Genomic DNA, 16,884 nt, shown 5'->3' with positions numbered 1-16,884 from the left:
GTGCGGCCGCCGGCGCGTACCCGCCGCCCGCCCGCGTGACCGGCAGCCGGGATGCCGCCCCGTCCCCGCCCGCGCAGACCCTACGATGACGCGGTCAAGTGGAGGAATGATGGCAGTGGACCTGAGCAGGCGGGCCTTCCGTGCCCAGCGGTGGGCCGCACGGGCCGCGCTGGCCGCGGCCACCTCCGCCGTGCTGGTCCCGCTGATCGACGGGGGCCTGACCGGTCTGCTGCTGCTGGCGTGCGGGGCGGCGGCGCTGGCGCTGAGCGCGGCGGCGGTCTGGTGGACGCTGACCCTGCGCGGCCCGCTGCGCTGGCTGGCCGCGCTGGTGGTTGTGTGCGTCCCGGCCGCCGTGGTCGCCCTGTTCGCCGTCACCCTGTTCTGGTCGCTGCTGGTGTCGCTGGCCCTGTGGGGCCTGGCCGTGTGGAGCGGCCGGTACGCGCTGCGGGGCACCGGGAGCGGCCGGCAGCCCCGGCGCGAGCGGGAGCGGAGGGTACCGCCGCCCCGGCGGCCGGTGCTGATCATGAACCCGCGCTCCGGCGGCGGCAAGGTGGACCGCTTCGGGCTGCGGGAGAAGGCCGAGCGGCTGGGCGCACGGGTCGTCCTGCTCGACCCGGACCGGCACAACGACGTCACCGCACTGGCCCGGGAAGCCGTCGCCGACGGCGCGGACCTGCTGGGGGCCGCCGGGGGCGACGGCACCCAGGCGCTGGTGGCGGCCGTCGCCGCGGAGCACGGCCTGCCGTTCCTGGTGATCAGCGCGGGCACCCGGAACCACTTCGCGCTGGACCTCGGGCTGGACCGCGACGACCCGGCCACCTGCCTGGACGCGCTGACGGACGGCGTGGAACTCCGGGTGGACCTGGGCTTCGCCGGGGACCGGCCCTTCGTCAACAACGCCTCGTTCGGCGCGTACGCGGCGATCGTGCAGAGCCCCGCCTACCGCGACGACAAGATCGGCACCAGCCTGGAGCTGCTGCCCGACCTGCTCACCGGCCAGCAGGGGCCCCGGCTGGTGGCCCGGGCCGGTGACACCACGATCACCGCGCCCCAGGCGGTGCTGATCAGCAACAACCCGTACCGCACCGACGACCCCTTCGGGCTCGGCCGCCGCGACCGGATCGACACCGGGGTGCTCGGCGTGCTGGGCGTGAAGGTGGAGGGCGCGGTCGACGCCGCGGCACTGCTGCTCGGCCCGGAACCGAGCGGCCTCACCATCCTGACCGCCCGGGAGGCGGTGATCGAGGCCGACCGCGACGAGATCGAGGCCGGGGTCGACGGGGAGGCGCTGGTGCTGCCCGCCCCGGTGCACTGCCGGATCGCCCCCGGCGCGCTGCGGGTCCGGGTCCCGCGCAAGCGGCCCGGGGTGGCGCAGGCGCCGCCGCGGCTGGACTGGCGCAGGCTGCGCAAGCTGGCGGCGACGGTGGGCCGCACGGCGGCGCCGCGCCGGTTCCGGCCTGGGCCGTGTCTTTCGGATCACTCCGACTCGGATCGACGGCGCCTTGACAGTTGCCGGTGAGCGGGGCTTGGTGCGTGCAGCTGCAAGGCGGAGGAGGGCGCCGATGCGGAGCATCGGCAACCGACGACAACGCGGCAGATGTGCGTGCCAAGCCCCGCGGCCCCGGGGTGATCCGAAAGACACGGCCTAGCGCAGAAGCAACTGCAGGGCTCCCACCACAGTTGCCCCGATGACGATCTGCTCGAACAGCCGCTGGTTGATCCGGGTCACGGCCCATTTGCCGAGCAGCGCGCCGGGCACCACGAACAGCACGAGGGCCGCGTCGAGCAGCAGCGAGTCGGCGTCGATCAGGCCCAGGCCGGCGCTGAAGGGCACCTTGGCGACGTTGACGATGAGGAAGAAGAACGCCGAGGTGCCGAGGAAGCCCAGTTTGCGGAAGCCCGCGGAGAGCAGGTAGAGCGACATCACCGGACCGCCCGCGTTGGCGACCATGGTGGTGAAACCGCCGAGCACGCCGTAGGAGCGGGCCTTGGCCCGCCCGGCCCGGCTGGTGAGCGCGTCCGGTGCGTCGCCCTCGGCCGCCTGCCGCCGCCGCAGGACGGTGATCGCGGACATCAGCAGCAGGATCGCCCCGATCGACGTCCGGACGATGCCGTCGTCCGCCCAGAGCAGGAAGACGGTGCCGACGACGACGCCCACCGCGACGGCCGGGAACAGCCGCCACAGCGTGGGCCAGTGGGCGTGCCGGCGGTAGGTGAGCACGGCCAGCACGTCCCCGGCGATCAGGATCGGCAGCAGGACGCCGGTGGAGGCGCGGGCGGGCAGGACGGCGGCGAAGATCGCCAGGCTGACCGTGTTGGCCCCGCTCACGGCGGTCTTGGAGAAGCCGACGAGCAGCGCGGCGAAGGCGAGTGCGGCGAACTCCCAGCCGGCGAGCTGCCAGAGCGTCATCGTGTCCATGAGAGAACCGATGCTATGTCCGGACAAGCCTCGGCCGGACACGGGGGCGTCCCCGGGGCGGACCGAGGGACCCCTGCCGCCCGGGAGCTGCCCGGGTCAGTGCCGCTCGACCAGCACCGCGCTCCCCTGCCCCACGCCCACGCACATGGTCGCCAGTCCCCGTTCCGCTCCGGTGCGGCGCATGCGGTGCAGGAGGGTGGTCAGGATGCGGGCGCCGGAGCAGCCCAGCGGGTGGCCGAGGGCGATGGCGCCGCCGCTGGGGTTGACCAGGTCGGGGTCGAAGCCGAGCTGGTCCACGCAGGCCAGGGCCTGCGCGGCGAACGCCTCGTTGAACTCGGCCTCCCGGACGTCCGCGACGCTCCAGTCGGCGCGGGCCAGCACCTTGCGGGTGGCGGGGACCGGGCCGAGGCCCATCACGTCGGGGTGGACGCCCGCGGAGGCACCGGCGACGTAGCGGCCCAGCGACTCCAGGCCGAGCTCGTTGAGGGCCTCCTCGCTGACGAGGATCAGCCCCGCGGCGCCGTCGTTCATCGGGGAGGCGTTGCCCGCGGTGACGGAACCCCCCTCGCGGAAGACCGGCTTGAGCCGGGCCAGCTTCTCCACGGAGGTGTCCTCGCGGATGCACTCGTCGGCGTCGGCGACCACGCCGTCCGGGCGCCGCACGGGCAGCAGCTCGTCGTCGAAGTGGCCGTTCTTGCGGGCGTCGGCCGCCAGCCGGTGGCTGCGCAGGGCGAACTCGTCCTGGCGTTCGCGCGTGATGCCGTGCCGCTGGGCGACCTCCTCGGCCGTCTCCCCCATGGACAGCAGGCCGTGCAGGTCCTTCATCGCGGGGTTGACCAGCCGCCAGCCGAGGCGGGTGTCGACGGTCTCGATGCGGTGCGGGAGGGCCTCGTCGGGGCGGGGCAGCACGAAGGGGGCCCGGCTCATCGACTCGGAGCCGCCCGCGACGACGATGTCGGCCTCGCCGGCGGCGATGGTGCGGGCGGCGGCGGTGACCGCTTCGAGGCCGGAGGCGCACAGCCGGTTGACGGTGGCGCCGGGCACGGTCTCGGGGAGCCCGGCGAGCAGCGCGGCCATGCGGGCGACGTTGCGGTTGTCCTCGCCGGCCTGGTTGGCGGCACCCCAGTAGACGTCGTCCACGCGCGCCGGGTCCAGCGCCGGAACGTCGGCGACCAGGCCGCGGATGACGGCGGCGGCGAGGTCGTCGGGCCGCACCGTGGAGAGGGCACCGCGGAGCCGGCCGATGGGGGTGCGGCGGGCGGCCGCGAAGTGGACGGGACGCACGAGGGAACTCCTGTCCGGACGCCGGCCCCTGCCGGTGACCGGAGGCCTATGTGATTAGCACCGCTAGTTTCGGACTATAGACCGCCGCGCGGTCCCCGGGGAAGCGGAACCGGCGGGTACGGCGGGGACGGCGACGAGGGAGTTTGTGGCGGAACGCCCGGGGCACCCGCGCGTCTGAGGGAGTCGCGGAGCGCCCCCGCGCCCGCCGCTCCCTCCCCGTGACATCCATGATCGAGGAGGAGCAGTCACCCATGACCGTTGTGAAGAGCCCGCTGCCCGACGAGGCCCTCAAGATCACGGGCGAGGCGCTCCAGGACACGCTGGTCGACCTGCTCGGCCTGTCGCTGATCGCCAAGCAGGCCCACTGGAACGTGGTCGGCCCGCGGTTCCGTTCGGTCCACCTGCAGCTGGACGAGGTCGTCTCGGCCACGCGCGGGCACGCCGACACGGTCGCGGAGCGGGCCGCCGCCCTGGGGGTGTCCCCGGACGGCCGTCCCGAGACGGTCGCCAAGGTCTTCTCGCTCCCGGCCCCCCAGGAGGGCTGGCTGCGCGACAGCGAGGCCGTGCGGGTGATGACCGACGCGCTCGGCGCGGCGATCGAGCGGCTGCGCGGCCGCATCGGGGCCACCGAGGAGGCGGACCCGGTCTCCCAGGACCTGCTCATCGCCATCACCGCCGAACTGGAGAAGCAGCGCTGGATGTTCCAGGCGGAGAACCACGGCGCGGGGTCCTGACCGCGCTCACGCCCGTCGCGGCGTCCGCACCCCCCACCACCACCGCGGCCGTCCGGCACCCGCCGGGACGGCCGCTCCCGTACGCACCCAAGGGACACCACCATGGCCGACGCCCTCGAACTCGACGCGCTGTGGGAGGACTTCCACCGCGCGGTGAACATGACCTCCGCGGAACTCGCCGCCTGGTTGCGGGTCCGCGACGCGGAGGAGGAGACCGAGCCGCTGCCCGAACAGGCGGGCACCGACACCGGCCGGCACGTCCTCGCCGTCCTGCAGAAACGCCGCACCGATCTCACCGAGGACGACCTGCGCGTGATGAGCGAGGTCGTGGAGCCGTCGGCGCGCAGACCGACCTGGAGAACGAGCCGGCGGCCGGCGACACCCGCCTGCGGCACCGGCTGATGACGCTGGGCCACGACCCGCTCAAGGCGTAGCCGGCCCGCCGAAGGCCCCCGGGCCGCGGCTGCGGCCCGGGGGCCTTCGGAGCGGCTCCCCCACGCGCCCGCACGGTTGAAAGTATGATCAAGCAATGTCTGACATGACCGAGACCACGCCCGGCTGGCTCTCCTCGGACGAACTGGAGATGGCGCGCGCCCGCATGCCGATCCTGTACGTCGAGGCCGTCCCCGTGCGTGTCGACGACAGCGGTGAGGTCACCAGCGTCGGTCTGCTGCTGCGCATCGGGCCCGACGGGACGGTCAGCCGGACGCTGGTCTCCGGCCGGGTGCTGCACCACGAGCGGGTCCGCGACGCGCTGTTGCGTCATCTGGAGAAGGACCTCGGGCCGGTGGCGCTCCCCCGGGTGCCGGCGTCGCTCCAGCCGTTCACGGTCGCGGAGTACTTCCCGACGCACGGCGTCACGCCGTACCACGACCCCCGTCAGCACGCGGTGTCGCTCGCGTACATCGTGCCGGTGGCGGGCGACTGCCGGCCCCGCCAGGACGCCCTGGACCTCGTGTGGTTCAGCCCGCAGGAAGCCCTGTCGGCGGCCGTGCAGAGCGAGATGCCGGGCGGCCACGGAGTCCTGCTGAAGCAGGCACTGGCCCACGCCGGCTGTGTGATCTGACCCCACGGCGCGCCCGGCCCGGGCCGGGCGCGCCGTCGCGCCGCCCGGCCCGGGCCGAGGGGTCAGCCGCCGTCCGTGTTCTCCATGTGGGTGAGGTTCTTGCCCGTCGACGGGTCGAAGACATGTGCCTTGCGCATGTCGACCCGCAGGCGCATGGGTTCGCCCTCGCGCGCGCGGGTCGCCGCGTCGAGCCGGGCCACGATCTGCTGGGTGCCCGCGCCGGTGTCGCTCTGGCCCGAGTCGGTGGCCAGTTCCTCCAGTTCGGCGGTGGAGGCCGGGCCGCCCTCGGCGGTGAAGTAGACGTAGGCGTCGGAGCCGAGCGACTCCAGCACGTCCACGGTGACGGTGATCTCCGCCCCGCTGTCCTCCCGGGCCAGGCTCGCGTCCTCGAAGGCCTCGGGCCGCAGCCCGATGATGACCTCGCGGGGGGCGTTGTGCCGCTCCAGTGCCTGCCGGGTGCGGTCGTCCAGGGGCAGGTCGCCGAAGGGCGAGCGCAGCCGGCCGTCCTCCAGGGTGGCGTTGAGGAAGTTCATCGCCGGTGAGCCGATGAACCCCGCCACGAACAGGTTGCGCGGCATGGTGTACAGCTCGGCGGGCGAACCCACCTGCTGCACCAGCCCCTGGCGCATGACCACCACCCGGTCGCCGAGGGTCATGGCCTCCACCTGGTCGTGGGTGACGTACACGGTGGTGGTGCCCAGGCGGCGCTGGATCCGGGAGATCTGGGTGCGCATCTGCACCCGGAGCTTGGCGTCCAGGTTGGACAGCGGCTCGTCCATCAGGAACGCCTTGGGGTCCCGGACGATGGCCCGCCCCATCGCCACCCGCTGGCGCTGGCCGCCGGAGAGGTTGGCGGGCTTGCGCTCCAGGTACTCGGTGAGGTCCAGGACCCGGGCCGCCTCCTCGACCTTGGCGTCGATGGTCTCCTTGTCGACCTTCGCCAGCCGCAGCGGGAAGCCCATGTTCTCGCGGACGCTCATGTGCGGGTACAGGGCGTAGCTCTGGAACACCATGGCGACGTCCCGCTCCTTGGGTGCGAGGTCGTTGACGACCTTACCCCCGATGCGCAGGGTGCCCTCGGTGATGTCCTCCAGCCCGGCGATCATGTTCAGGGTGGTGGACTTGCCGCATCCGGACGGGCCGACGAGGATCACGAACTCGCCGTCGGCGATGGTGAGGTCCACGTCCCGCACGGCGACGGACCCGTCGGGGAAACGTTTGGTGACGCCCTCGAGGACGATCTCGGCCATGGGTGGTTCCTCCTTGCCTCAGGCCTGCCGGGTCCGGCCGCGGCGCGGGCGGCGCGGTGCGTCCGCGCTCATCCCTTGACCGCCCCGGAGGTCAGTCCGGCGACGATCCGCCGCTGGAAGAGCAGGACGAAGATGATGATCGGGATGGTGATCACCACGGCTGCCGCGGCGATCGACCCGGTGGGCTGCTGGAACTGCGAACTGCCGGTGAAGAACGCGATCGCGGCGGGCACCGTCCGCGCGGACTCCGTGGAGGTCAGCGAGATCGCGAACAGGAAGTCGTTCCAGCAGAAGATGAACACGAGGATGGCGGTGGTGAACACGCCCGGTGCGGCGAGCGGCACGATCACCATCCGGAACGCCTGTGCGGGGGTCGCCCCGTCGACCTTGGCGGCCTTCTCCAGGTCCCAGGGGATCTCCCGGAAGAACGCCGACAGGGTGTAGATCGCCAGCGGCAGCGAGAAGGTCATGTAGGGCACGATCAGGCCGAGCCAGGTGTCGAAGATGCCGATGATGCGCTCGATGTTGAACAGCGGCGACACCAGGGAGATCGGCGGGAACATGGCGATCAGCAGCGACATACCGATGAGGAGCCGCTTGCCGGGGAACCGCAGCCGGGCGACGGCGTAGGCGGCCATGGTGCCGAGGGCCACCGCGATCGCGGTGGCGATCAGGGCGATGCCGATCGAGTTGATCAGGGCCCGGGTGAACTCGGAGGTCTCGAAGATCCCCTTGTAGTTCTCCCAGGTCCAGTCCGTGGGGATGTAGTTGCCGTCGGTGAGGGTGCTGGGGTCCTTGAACGACAGTGCGGCGATCCACCACACCGGGAACAGGGCGTACAGCACCACCACGACGTTGATGACGCCCCATCGGGTCGCGTGTGTACTGCCTGCGGCGGCCATCAGCGCTTCACCTCCGCGCCGGGAGCGGCGGCACCGAACAGTTTGACGAAGGTGAAGGCGATGATCCCGACACAGATGAAGATCAGGACCGAGATCGCCGACCCGATGCCGAGGTTCAGCGCCGTGAACAGGTTGTGGTAGCCGAGGATCGACACGGAGCCGGTGCCCTGGGCGCCCGAGGTCAGGATGTAGATGTTGTCGAAGATCCGGAACGCGTCCAGGGTGCGGAACAGCAGCGCCACGAGGATGGCCGGCTTCATCAGCGGCAGCATCACCCGCACGAACCGCTGCCAGGCGGTCGCGCCGTCCACCATGGCCGCCTTCAGGGTCTCCTCGGGCACCAGGGCGAGGCCGGCGAGCAGCAGCAGCGCCATGAACGGGGTGGTCTTCCACACCTCGGCGAGGATGATCAGCCACAGCGCGGGCCACTGCTCGGTGAGCGGTGCGTCCCCGGCGGGCAGCAGGTCGGCGAGGTAGCCCAGGTTGGGTGTCCAGGCGTACTGCCAGGAGAACGCGGCGACCACGGTGACGATGCCGTAGGGGATGAGCACCGCGGTGCGCACCGTGCCGCGCCAGAAGAGGGTGCGGTGCATGACCAGGGCGAGTCCCATGCCGAGGACGAGTTCGATGGCGACGGACACCGCGGTGATGAACAGCGTGACCCAGAAGGCGTCCCACCAGTACGGGGAGGACAGCACCGACCCGTAGTTGCTCAGGCCCACGAACTCGGCCCGGGCCGGGAAGCGCAGGTCGTAGCGTTGCAGGGACAGGTAGATGGCGTAGCCGATGGGGTAGGCGGTCACGGCGACCATCACGATGACGGCCGGCGCGCACAGCAGCCAGCCCAGGCGGCGTTCCTGCCGGGCGCCCTCCGAGAGGGCCGCCTTGCCCTTCTTCGTGGCGTCCGGTGCCGTCCTGGTGCCGCCGGGGGGCGGCGGGGTCCCGTCCGGACCGGCCATGGTGCTCATCCGGAACCGCCCGGACGGCGGGCCCGCGCGGGACGCGGGGCGGCGGAGTGCTGCGGGGGACGGTGGTTCACGGGATCACACCCTCGGATTTCAGGGCATCGTCGATCTGACCCTCGATGGTGGCGACCGAGCTCTCCGGCTTGATCGCGGACGGCGGGGACAGTGTGTGGGAGATGACGATCGACACGTTCTGGTAGGCGGGGGTGACCGGCCGGACGCTCGCGGACTCCAGCGCGGCCAGCACCTCCTTGGAGAAGGGGTACTCCTTCATGAACGCCGGGTCGTCGTAGATCGAGCGCAGGGTCGGGGGCAGCCCGCCGTCGATCGCGGCGGTCAGCTGGTTCTCCCGGTTGCGCAGGCACAGGGCCGCCTCGAACGCGAGGTCGGGGTGGCGGGAGTGCTCGCTGACGGCGAGGTCGATGCCGCCGATGGTCGGCCGGGAGGGCCGGCCGGCGTCGACGCGCGGGTAGGGCGCCCAGCGGAAATTCTTGAACAGCTTTGGGTTGTTCGCCTTCATCGACGGATAGACGAACGGGTAGTTGATCTCGAAGGCGGCCACCCCGGACTCCATGGCGAGCCGGTTCTGGTCCTCCATCTGGTTGGGCAGGGAGGGGTCCGCGGCCGGGGAGTTGGCGAGGTCGCGCATGATCGTGGCGGCCCGTACGGCGGGCGGCCCGAGCGAGGGTGCGGTGGCGCTCGCGTTGAGGATGGAGCCGCCGGCGCTGTTGACGAGGGAGTTGAACCAGACGGTGAGGCCCTCGTACTGGGCGCCCTGGATCTCCACGTAGTGCGGCTTGCCCTGGCGGGCGAGGTCGCGGGCCATCTTCAGCATCTCGTCCCACGTCCTGGGCGGCGTGGGCACCAGGTCCTTGCGGTACCACAGCAACTGGGTGTTGGTGTTGTACGGGACCGCGTACAGCTTGTCCTTCCACGTCGCCGTCCGCAGCGGCACCTCCAGGGTGCCCTCGGTGGCGCGGCGCTTGTTCTCGCCCGTCCACTCACGGATCCAGCGGGCCTCGGCGAACTCCGCGGCCCACGTGACGTCGAGGCCCATGATGTCGATGGAGTCGTCCTCGGCGGCGAGCCGGCGCACCAGTTGCTGGCGCTGGTCGTCGGCGCCCCGGGGCAGCTTGCTGTAGTTGATCCGGTAGCGGCCGCCGGAGGCCTTGCTGCACCGGTCGGCGGCCGTCTGCAGGGCGCCGGAGTCGTCGGGGAAGTTGTACCAGTTGAGGGTGGGGCGGCCGGAGCCGCCGTCGTCGCCGCAGGCGGCGAGCGTCGACGCCAGCAGCGCCAGCGCGACCAGCGCCCGCGTCCGCCGCGCTCCCCGGGGGCGTCTGCGCTTCCTGGTGCTCGCCGAAACCGGTCGGCACCCGCACGTCACGCGCACGCGCTGCACACCTCGCTTCCGGGACGGTGGCGCGGGATCTGGGACCCGCGACGGTTGTTTCCGGGGGAACGTTAAGCAGCACGGACCGCAACATCAAGGACATTCGCGTCTGAAATTGCCATATCGGGCACTCGGGTGGTTCGGGGCGCGCGCACCCGGACATGACGAAGGCCGCCTTCCCATCGCTGAGAAGACGGCCTGCGACCTGCGTGAAGCTGGTCGGGACGACAGGATTTGAACCTGCGACCCCTTGACCCCCAGTCAAGTGCGCTACCAAGCTGCGCCACGTCCCGTTGCCCGTCTGACCTGGGCTTCCCCCGGCCGGACGCGCACGGAAACAATACCGCACTCGGGGCGGTGATCGCGCACCCCTTTCGGCCCGCCTCCGGGGACGGTCACCGCGCGGGCGGCAGGCCGAGCCGCGGGTGTGCCTCGGTCAGACGCGGCGGGGCCGCCTGCCGCCAGGAGTCGGCGAGGATGTCGCGCAGTTCCTCCTCGTCCTCCAGCGCGGCGAGGCGGGCCCTGACCCAGGCGAACCGCGCCTCGTGGCCGGCGATCCAGAACTTCTCCGGCTCGGCCAGGACCAGTTCGTCGCGCTCCTGCTCGGGGCACCGCACCGCGAGGGAGGTCTCGTCCTCGGGCAGCGTCGCGAACATCTTGCCCGCGACACGAAAAGTGGGCATGCTCCAGGCGATCTTCTCCGTGGTGTCCGGCAGGGACAGGGCGATCCGTCGTACGTCGTCGGCATCCGGCATGGCAGGCACGGTAGCGGCCGCCACCGACAACGGCCCGGCCCGCCCGCGCGGCCGCGCGGGGGCGCCCGGTCACGCCTGTTCGGCGGCCTCGCCGAGCGCGTCCAGCACCGGGCGGATCAGCGGATGCTCCTCCGCGCCCCGGCGGACGGCGGCGAAGACCCGCCGGGTCGGCGCCGCGCCGTCCACCGGCCGCACCACCACGCCGGCCAGGTCCGTGCCGCGCAGCGCCGAACGCGGCACCAGGGCCACGCCCACGTCGGCCGCCGCGAGCGCCACCACCGCCCGGAAGTCGTCCGAGGAGTGCTCCAGCCGGGGCTGGAAACCGGCGTGCTCGCAGGCCAGGACGACCACGTCGTGGCAGGGGTTGCCCGGGTACGGGCCGATCCACGGGTCCTTGGCCAGCTCCGCCAGCGGCACCTCGGCCGCGTCGGCGAGACGGTGGCTGACCGGGACCACCGCGTCGAAGGGCTCCGCGTACAGCGGGAGATGGGTGAGGCGGGGGTCGTCGGCGGACGCCCCCCGGTACTCGACGGCCACGGCGACGTCGACCTGCCGGTCCAGCACCATCGGCAGGCTGGCGTCGCCCTCGGCGTCCTGGACGCGGATGCGGATGCCGGGCGCGGACCGGGCGAGCCGGGCCACGGCGGGCGCCACGACCTCGGCGATGCCGGTGGCGAAGGACGCCACCGTGACCGTCCCGGCCGAGCCCGAGCCGTAGGCGGCCAGCTCGGCCTCGGCGCGCTCCAGCTGGGCCAGGACGGCGTTGGTGTGGTCGAGCAGGATCTCCCCGGCCGGGGTCAGCCGGACGCCCCGGGCGCCGCGCTCGACCAGGCGGTGCCCCGTCTCCTGCTCCAGCGCGGCGAGCTGCTGGGAGACGGCGGACGGGGTCAGGTGGAGCGCGGCGGCCGCCGCGGTGACCGTGCGGTGGTCCGCCACCGCACGGAGGATGTGGAGCCGCCGCGCTTCGATCATGCGACCGATTGTCTCAAACCTGCCGGCCGCGCAGGCCGCGGTGCGGTCCGCTCAGGCGTCGAGCTCCGCCCGGGCCCCGACGAAGGCGTCCACCGCGCGGTTCACGTCGTCCGTGGAGTGGGCGGCGGACAGCTGGACGCGGATCCGCGCCTGGCCCTGCGGCACGACCGGGTACGAGAAGCCGATCACGTACACGCCGCGCTCCAGCAGCAGTTCCGCCATGCGGCCCGCGCGGGCCGCGTCGCCGATCATGACGGGGGCGATGGCGTGGTCGCCGGGGAGGATGTCGAAGCCCTCCTCGGTCATCCGGCGGCGGAACAGGGCGGTGTTCTCGGCCAGCCGGACCCGCAGGTCGTCGGCGGACTCCAGCAGGTCGAGGACCTTCAGCGAGGCCGCCGCGATCACCGGGGCGAGCGTGTTGGAGAACAGGTACGGGCGGGAGCGCTGGCGCAGCAGGGCGACGATCTCCGCGCGGGCGGCGACGTAACCGCCGGACGCGCCGCCGAGCGCCTTGCCGAGGGTGCCGGTGATGATGTCCACGCGGTCCATCACGCCGTGCAGTTCGGGCGTGCCGCGCCCGCCGGGGCCGACGAAGCCGACGGCGTGCGAGTCGTCGACCATGACCATGGCGCCGTGCCGGTCGGCGAGGTCGCAGATCTCGTCCAGCGGGGCCACGTAGCCGTCCATGGAGAACACGCCGTCGGTGACGATCAGCGTGCGGCGGGCTCCGCCCTCGGCGGCCTCCTTGAGCTGCCGCTCCAGGTCGGCCATGTCGCGGTTGGCGTAGCGGAAGCGGCGGGCCTTGGACAGCCGGATGCCGTCGATGATCGACGCGTGGTTCAGCGCGTCGGAGATCACCGCGTCCTCCGGGCCGAGCAGCGTCTCGAAGACGCCGCCGTTGGCGTCGAAGCAGGAGGAGTAGAGGATCGTGTCCTCCTGGCCGAGGAAGGCCGACAGGCGGGCCTCCAGCTCCTTGTGCACCTCCTGGGTGCCGCAGATGAAGCGGACGGAGGCCATGCCGTAGCCCCAGCGGTCGAGGGCCTCGTGGGCGGCGGCGATCACGTCGGGGTGGTCGGCGAGGCCGAGGTAGTTGTTGGCGCAGAAGTTGAGGACCTCGCCGGGGCGTCCGCCGGCGGTGACGTTCACGGTGGCGGACTGCGGGGTGCCGATGACGCGCTCCGGCTTGTGCAGGCCGGCGGCGCGGATCTCGTCGAGGGTGGTGCGGAGGTCGTCGCGCACGGAGTCGAACATGGGGTGCTCCTGGAAGGTGCTGGCGGATGAGGGGCTGCGGGCGGTCACGGGCCGAGGTCGCGGGGTGGGCGACCGCGCGGTGACGCCGCTACGACGTCCAGTCGAGGATGACCTTGCCGCCGCGGCCGCTCGCCGCGTCCTCGAAGGCCGCCTCGTGGTCACGGTAGCCGTAGCGGCCGGTGATCACGGGGGCGAGGTCCAGGCCGCCCTCGAGGAGGACCGACATGGCGTACCAGGTCTCGAACATCTCCCGGCCGTAGATGCCCTTGATGGTGATCATCGAGGTGACGATCCGGGCCCAGTCGACGGGGAACTCCTCGGCCGGCAGGCCGAGCATGGCGATGCGCCCGCCGTGCGTCATGTTGGCGATCATGTCGCGCATGGCCTCGGGCCGGCCGGACATCTCCAGGCCGATGTCGAAGCCCTCGCGCAGGCCGAGGGCCTGCTGTCCGTCAGCGATGGACGCCTCGGCGACGTTCAGCGCGAGGCTCGCGCCGATCTTTCGGGCGAGTTCCAGGCGCTCCTCGCTGACGTCGGTGATCATCACGTGCCGGGCTCCGGCGTGCCGGGCCACCGCGGCGGCCATCAGGCCGATCGGTCCGGCGCCGGTGATCAGGACGTCCTCGCCGACGAGCGGGAACGACAGGGCGGTGTGCACGGCGTTGCCGAACGGGTCGAAGATCGCGGCGACGTCGAGGTCGACCGGGACGCGGTGCACCCACACGTTGCCGGCGGGCAGCGTGACGTACTCGGCGAACGCGCCGTCGCGGCCCACCCCGAGACCGACCGTGGCCCGGCACAGGTGCCGGCGTCCGGCGAGGCAGTTGCGGCACTTGCCGCACACCAGGTGCCCCTCGCCGCTGACCCGATCGCCGACCGCGACATCGGTGACGTCCCGGCCGGTCTCGACGACCTCGCCGACGAACTCGTGCCCGAGGACCAGCGGGGTGGTGACCGTCTGCTGCGCCCAGCCGTCCCACGACCGGATGTGCAGGTCGGTGCCGCAGATCCCGGTGCGCAGCACCTTGATGAGCACGTCGCCGGGTCCGACGGCGGGTTCCGGGACGTCCGCGAGCCACAGCCCGGGTTCCGCCTTCTGCTTGACCAGCGCCTTCAACGCTTCGGCTCCTGGGGGTGAGGTCCGGCTCCGGGCATGCCGAGGCAGGCCCCGGGCCGGGACGAGGAGGGAGTTCGCTCTGCAATCTGCCGTACAACACCCTCGGGGGTCCATCGAGGATTTCTTAAGCGCGGCCACAGCTTTCCTTCACGCCGTCACCCGTCCGGCGGGCCGCGCGCGGCGTCACGGCGGCAGTCCGTCGGCCTCCCGGCCCTCCAGCCGCTGGACGAGTTCCGCGGCACGCTCCTTGATGGCGGCCAGGCCCGCCTGTCCCCAGGCCCGGGGCTGGACGTCGGCGACGGAGACGGTGCCGAGCACCATGCCGGTGCTGTCGATGAGGGGGGCGCCGAGGTAGGAGCGCACGCCGAACTCGTCGACGACCGGGTTGCCCGCGAAACGCGGGTAGTCGCTCACGTCCTCCAGGACGAGCGCCTTGCGGCGGGCCACGACGTGCGGGCAGAAGCCGTGGTCGCGGGGCAGGACCCGGCCGAGCAGGGAGCCGGTGCCGTCGCTGCGGACCACCGGTGCGGTGGCGGGGGCCTGCAGCCCCGCGAAGAACTGCCCGTGCTCCCCCAGGAAGTTGACCATGGCGTAGGGCGCTCCGGTGAGTTCCGCGAGGCTGTACGCGAAGGCGTCGAGGGCGGGTTCCGGATGCTCCCCCAGGCCCAGCGAACGCAGCCGCCTGGTGCGGGCGGGGGCGTCCCGGTCCTCGGGGGTGAGCAGCAGACGACCGGCCGGGCGGGGCGGGTCGTAGCTCATGGACGGACTCCCGGGGTGTGGGCGAAACTCATATACGTGCTCCGTGAGGGTGTGCGGGCATCACATGTGTGCGCCGTAGCCCGTGGTGGGGGCCGGGGCGTGGGCGATGAGGTGGCGGACGAGGGTGAGCAGGGTCTGGACGCCGGAGCTGGAGATGCGGGCGTCGCAGCGGACGACCGGGATGCCGGCGTGCAGGTCGAGGGCGGCCCGCACCTCCTCGGGGTCGTAGCGGAAGGCGCCGTCGAACTCGTTGACGGCGACGATGAATCCGAGGCCGCGCTGCTCGAAGAAGTCGACGGCCGCGAAGCACTCCTCCAGGCGCCGGGTGTCGGCCAGGATGACCGCGCCGAGGGCGCCCTCGCAGAGCTCGTCCCACATGAACCAGAACCGCTCCTGGCCCGGGGTGCCGAACAGGTACAGCACGTGCTCGGCGTCCAGGGTGATGCGGCCGAAGTCCATGGCCACGGTCGTCTCGACCTTGTTCTCGATGCCGTCGAGCCGGTCGGTGGCGGCACTGACGGTGGTGAGCAGTTCCTCCGTACTGAGCGGCGCGATCTCGCTGACGGCGCCGACGAAGGTCGTCTTGCCGACGCCGAATCCGCCCGCCACGAGGATCTTGAGCGCGGTGGGGAAGGGATCGGCTCCGTGTCCGGTCCCGGGTGCGGTGCCGTGGGCGAGGCCGGCGCCGCGGTCAGAGCTGTCGTCGTAGTCCATCGAGCACTGCCTCCAGAAGGGCCCGGTCCGTCGGGGTGTGGTGGAACGCGGGGGGTTTGGTGGTCAGCGCCCCGCAGTCGACGAGGTCGGCCAGCAGCACCTTGGCCACCGCGACCGGCAGCGTGAGGTGTGCGGCGACCTCGGCGACCGGGAGGGGCGCCCGGCACAGGTCGAGTGCCTGCGTGTGCTCGGGCCCCAGGTAGCCGAGGGGGGTGGCACCGGTGGCCATCACCTGCGACATCAGGTCGAGCGCGACCGTGGGGCGGGTGCGGCCGTCGCTGACGGTGAAAGGGCGCACCAGCCGTCCGGCCGCGTCGTCGAGCCAGGGCCCGTCACCGGCCGCCGCCACGCTCAAGGCCTCATCGCCGGGGGTTCGGCGGCGTGCTGGCGGGGGGCGGTGATCAGGTAGGGCCGGACGCTCTTGACCAGCATGGCCATCTCGTAGCCGAGCACCGCCGCGTCGGCCTCGCGGCCGGCCAGCACGGCCAGGCAGGTGCCGGAACCGGCGGTGGTGACGAACAGCAGGGTCGAGTCGAGTTCGACGACGACCTGGCGGACGTCGCCGCCGTCGCCGAACCGGATCCCGGCGCTGCGGCCGAGCGAGTACAGCCCGGAGGCCAGGGCGGCCATGTGGTCGGCGCTGTCCGGGTCGAGGCCGTGCACGGACTTCACCAGTCCGTCGCAGGAGAGCAGGACGGCGCTGGAGGTGTGCGGTACGCGTTGCACGAGTCCGCTCATCAGCCAGTCGAGGTCGGATACGTGGGCGGTCGGCGCATCGCTCGCCATGGTGGATCGACTCCTAGGGGTACGAAGGTCGGTGGGAGCGCTGGGGGTGGGCGCGGAGGTGGTCGGGGGCGTGCCCGTGGGGGCGGGTGGGGTGGTGCTCATCCGGCGGGCGGGCTCCCGTCCTGCCGGGGTGCGGGGGTGGCGTGGGGCGCGGGCCGGGCGTCCCGGCTGTGCGGGGCGAGGTCGGCCAGCGCGTCCAGGTAGGGCGTCGGGGTGCCCGTGGAGGTGGGCAGGACGGTCGACGCCCAGGGGGCCGGCGCGGGCATGGCCGCCGTGGCGCCGGACGCCGACGGTCCGGGGGGTGCCTGGGCGGGCGGCTGCGCCTGGGGGTACGGCTGCGGCTGGGGGTACGGCTGCGGCTGCGGCTGGGCCTGGAACGACGTCACGGGCGGCAGCGGCGAGCTGGACGTCGAGTCCCCCACCGGGGGGAGCCCGAGGTTCCATTGGCCGGAGTCCGTGTGGCGGGTCTCCGCGGGGCGGGTCTCCGCGGGGCGGGATTCCGTGGGTCGGGTCTCCGTGT

At 72.7% G+C, this 16,884-nt stretch carries 17 protein-coding genes, 1 tRNA gene and 2 pseudogenes; 4 read left to right on the top strand and 16 right to left on the bottom strand.

What is annotated here, in order from left to right:
- Positions 1-109: 109 nt before the first annotated feature.
- Positions 110-1,519: a diacylglycerol kinase family protein gene (locus G3I53_RS32975; RefSeq protein ID WP_164439059.1), complete on the top strand. Its 1,410-nt coding sequence runs from the start codon at positions 110-112 to the stop codon at positions 1,517-1,519.
- Positions 1,520-1,645: 126 nt separating this feature from the next.
- Here the strand turns inward: G3I53_RS32975 and G3I53_RS32970 are convergent, their stop codons facing one another.
- Positions 1,646-2,419, bottom strand: a complete 774-nt coding sequence (locus G3I53_RS32970) for a sulfite exporter TauE/SafE family protein (RefSeq protein WP_164334079.1) — start codon at positions 2,417-2,419, stop codon at positions 1,646-1,648.
- A gap of 96 nt (positions 2,420-2,515) precedes the next feature.
- The gene (locus tag G3I53_RS32965) at positions 2,516-3,703 is read right to left on the bottom strand and encodes a thiolase family protein (protein WP_164334080.1); all 1,188 of its coding nucleotides are present in this window, start codon (positions 3,701-3,703) and stop codon (positions 2,516-2,518) included.
- A gap of 251 nt (positions 3,704-3,954) precedes the next feature.
- Here G3I53_RS32965 and G3I53_RS32960 point away from each other — a divergent pair, with 251 nt between their 5' ends.
- The 3 genes and pseudogenes from G3I53_RS32960 to G3I53_RS32950 all read left to right on the top strand — a co-directional run bounded on the left by G3I53_RS32960 (position 3,955) and on the right by G3I53_RS32950 (position 5,503).
- Positions 3,955-4,437, top strand: coding sequence for a DNA starvation/stationary phase protection protein (locus tag G3I53_RS32960; protein WP_164334081.1), 483 nt, complete (start codon positions 3,955-3,957; stop codon positions 4,435-4,437).
- 102 nt (positions 4,438-4,539) lie between these two features.
- A pseudogene (locus G3I53_RS32955) lies at positions 4,540-4,871 on the top strand (DUF3140 domain-containing protein).
- A gap of 104 nt (positions 4,872-4,975) precedes the next feature.
- Positions 4,976-5,503, top strand: a complete 528-nt coding sequence (locus G3I53_RS32950) for an NUDIX hydrolase family protein (protein WP_164334086.1) — start codon at positions 4,976-4,978, stop codon at positions 5,501-5,503.
- 62 nt (positions 5,504-5,565) lie between these two features.
- Here G3I53_RS32950 and ugpC read toward each other — a convergent pair whose 3' ends face one another.
- From ugpC to G3I53_RS32880, 14 genes and pseudogenes are all read right to left on the bottom strand, one after another.
- Positions 5,566-6,753 (bottom strand): sn-glycerol-3-phosphate ABC transporter ATP-binding protein UgpC, encoded by a 1,188-nt coding sequence (gene ugpC, locus G3I53_RS32945; RefSeq protein WP_164334082.1) that lies wholly within the window; start codon positions 6,751-6,753, stop codon positions 5,566-5,568.
- 68 nt (positions 6,754-6,821) lie between these two features.
- Entirely contained in the window at positions 6,822-7,655 is an 834-nt protein-coding gene (locus G3I53_RS32940; RefSeq protein WP_164334083.1) for a carbohydrate ABC transporter permease, read from the bottom strand.
- On the bottom strand, positions 7,655-8,623 hold the full coding sequence (locus G3I53_RS32935) for a sugar ABC transporter permease (RefSeq protein WP_164334084.1): 969 nt from the start codon (positions 8,621-8,623) through the stop codon (positions 7,655-7,657). Before G3I53_RS32935 ends, G3I53_RS32940 begins: the two co-directional genes overlap by 1 nt.
- Positions 8,624-8,690: 67 nt before the next feature.
- Positions 8,691-10,010, bottom strand: a complete 1,320-nt coding sequence (locus G3I53_RS32930; RefSeq protein WP_343239804.1) for an ABC transporter substrate-binding protein — start codon at positions 10,008-10,010, stop codon at positions 8,691-8,693.
- A 216-nt stretch (positions 10,011-10,226) separates the two neighbouring features.
- Positions 10,227-10,303 (bottom strand) — tRNA-Pro (locus tag G3I53_RS32925).
- Positions 10,304-10,405: 102 nt separating this feature from the next.
- Positions 10,406-10,765, bottom strand: a complete 360-nt coding sequence (locus tag G3I53_RS32920) for an MmcQ/YjbR family DNA-binding protein (RefSeq protein ID WP_164334085.1) — start codon at positions 10,763-10,765, stop codon at positions 10,406-10,408.
- Positions 10,766-10,834: 69 nt separating this feature from the next.
- Positions 10,835-11,737, bottom strand: a complete 903-nt coding sequence (locus tag G3I53_RS32915; protein WP_164439058.1) for a LysR family transcriptional regulator — start codon at positions 11,735-11,737, stop codon at positions 10,835-10,837.
- Between the two features lie 51 nt (positions 11,738-11,788).
- Positions 11,789-12,988: a glycine C-acetyltransferase gene (locus G3I53_RS32910; protein ID WP_164335302.1), complete on the bottom strand. Its 1,200-nt coding sequence runs from the start codon at positions 12,986-12,988 to the stop codon at positions 11,789-11,791.
- An 88-nt stretch (positions 12,989-13,076) separates the two neighbouring features.
- Positions 13,077-14,105, bottom strand: coding sequence for an L-threonine 3-dehydrogenase (tdh, locus tag G3I53_RS32905; RefSeq protein WP_164335300.1), 1,029 nt, complete (start codon positions 14,103-14,105; stop codon positions 13,077-13,079).
- A gap of 183 nt (positions 14,106-14,288) precedes the next feature.
- On the bottom strand, positions 14,289-14,864 hold the full coding sequence (locus G3I53_RS32900; protein ID WP_164335298.1) for a GAF domain-containing protein: 576 nt from the start codon (positions 14,862-14,864) through the stop codon (positions 14,289-14,291).
- Between the two features lie 60 nt (positions 14,865-14,924).
- On the bottom strand, positions 14,925-15,578 hold the full coding sequence (locus G3I53_RS32895) for an ATP/GTP-binding protein (protein ID WP_203592058.1): 654 nt from the start codon (positions 15,576-15,578) through the stop codon (positions 14,925-14,927).
- Positions 15,556-15,927 carry a DUF742 domain-containing protein gene (locus G3I53_RS32890; RefSeq protein WP_164335306.1) on the bottom strand — a complete coding sequence of 124 codons (372 nt, stop codon included), beginning with the start codon at positions 15,925-15,927 and terminating at the stop codon, positions 15,556-15,558. Before G3I53_RS32890 ends, G3I53_RS32895 begins: the two co-directional genes overlap by 23 nt.
- A gap of 2 nt (positions 15,928-15,929) precedes the next feature.
- The gene (locus tag G3I53_RS32885; RefSeq protein ID WP_164335295.1) at positions 15,930-16,364 is read right to left on the bottom strand and encodes a roadblock/LC7 domain-containing protein; all 435 of its coding nucleotides are present in this window, start codon (positions 16,362-16,364) and stop codon (positions 15,930-15,932) included.
- 98 nt (positions 16,365-16,462) lie between these two features.
- A pseudogene (locus G3I53_RS32880) lies at positions 16,463-16,884 on the bottom strand (hypothetical protein); the annotation flags it as partial.

Source organism: Streptomyces sp. SID14436 (assembly GCF_010548465.1).
Taxonomy (GTDB): Bacteria; Actinomycetota; Actinomycetes; order Streptomycetales; family Streptomycetaceae; genus Streptomyces.
The sequence above is the reverse complement of the archived record's forward strand: the minus strand, read 5'-3'. Positions and strand labels throughout refer to the sequence as shown.

What these genes read in the sequence shown, in the direction of transcription:
- G3I53_RS32975 (WP_164439059.1), top strand. Translation starts at nt 110, where the DNA reads ATGGCAGTGGACCTGAGCAGGCGGGCCTTCCGTGCCCAGCGGTGGGCC.
- G3I53_RS32970 (WP_164334079.1), bottom strand. Translation starts at nt 2,419, where the DNA reads ATGGACACGATGACGCTCTGGCAGCTCGCCGGCTGGGAGTTCGCCGCA.
- G3I53_RS32960 (WP_164334081.1), top strand. Translation starts at nt 3,955, where the DNA reads ATGACCGTTGTGAAGAGCCCGCTGCCCGACGAGGCCCTCAAGATCACG.
- G3I53_RS32950 (WP_164334086.1), top strand. Translation starts at nt 4,976, where the DNA reads ATGACCGAGACCACGCCCGGCTGGCTCTCCTCGGACGAACTGGAGATG.
- ugpC (WP_164334082.1), bottom strand. Translation starts at nt 6,753, where the DNA reads ATGGCCGAGATCGTCCTCGAGGGCGTCACCAAACGTTTCCCCGACGGG.
- G3I53_RS32940 (WP_164334083.1), bottom strand. Translation starts at nt 7,655, where the DNA reads ATGGCCGCCGCAGGCAGTACACACGCGACCCGATGGGGCGTCATCAAC.
- G3I53_RS32935 (WP_164334084.1), bottom strand. Translation starts at nt 8,623, where the DNA reads ATGAGCACCATGGCCGGTCCGGACGGGACCCCGCCGCCCCCCGGCGGC.
- G3I53_RS32920 (WP_164334085.1), bottom strand. Translation starts at nt 10,765, where the DNA reads ATGCCGGATGCCGACGACGTACGACGGATCGCCCTGTCCCTGCCGGAC.
- G3I53_RS32915 (WP_164439058.1), bottom strand. Translation starts at nt 11,737, where the DNA reads ATGATCGAAGCGCGGCGGCTCCACATCCTCCGTGCGGTGGCGGACCAC.
- G3I53_RS32910 (WP_164335302.1), bottom strand. Translation starts at nt 12,988, where the DNA reads ATGTTCGACTCCGTGCGCGACGACCTCCGCACCACCCTCGACGAGATC.
- G3I53_RS32900 (WP_164335298.1), bottom strand. Translation starts at nt 14,864, where the DNA reads ATGAGCTACGACCCGCCCCGCCCGGCCGGTCGTCTGCTGCTCACCCCC.
- G3I53_RS32895 (WP_203592058.1), bottom strand. Translation starts at nt 15,578, where the DNA reads ATGGACTACGACGACAGCTCTGACCGCGGCGCCGGCCTCGCCCACGGC.
- G3I53_RS32885 (WP_164335295.1), bottom strand. Translation starts at nt 16,364, where the DNA reads ATGGCGAGCGATGCGCCGACCGCCCACGTATCCGACCTCGACTGGCTG.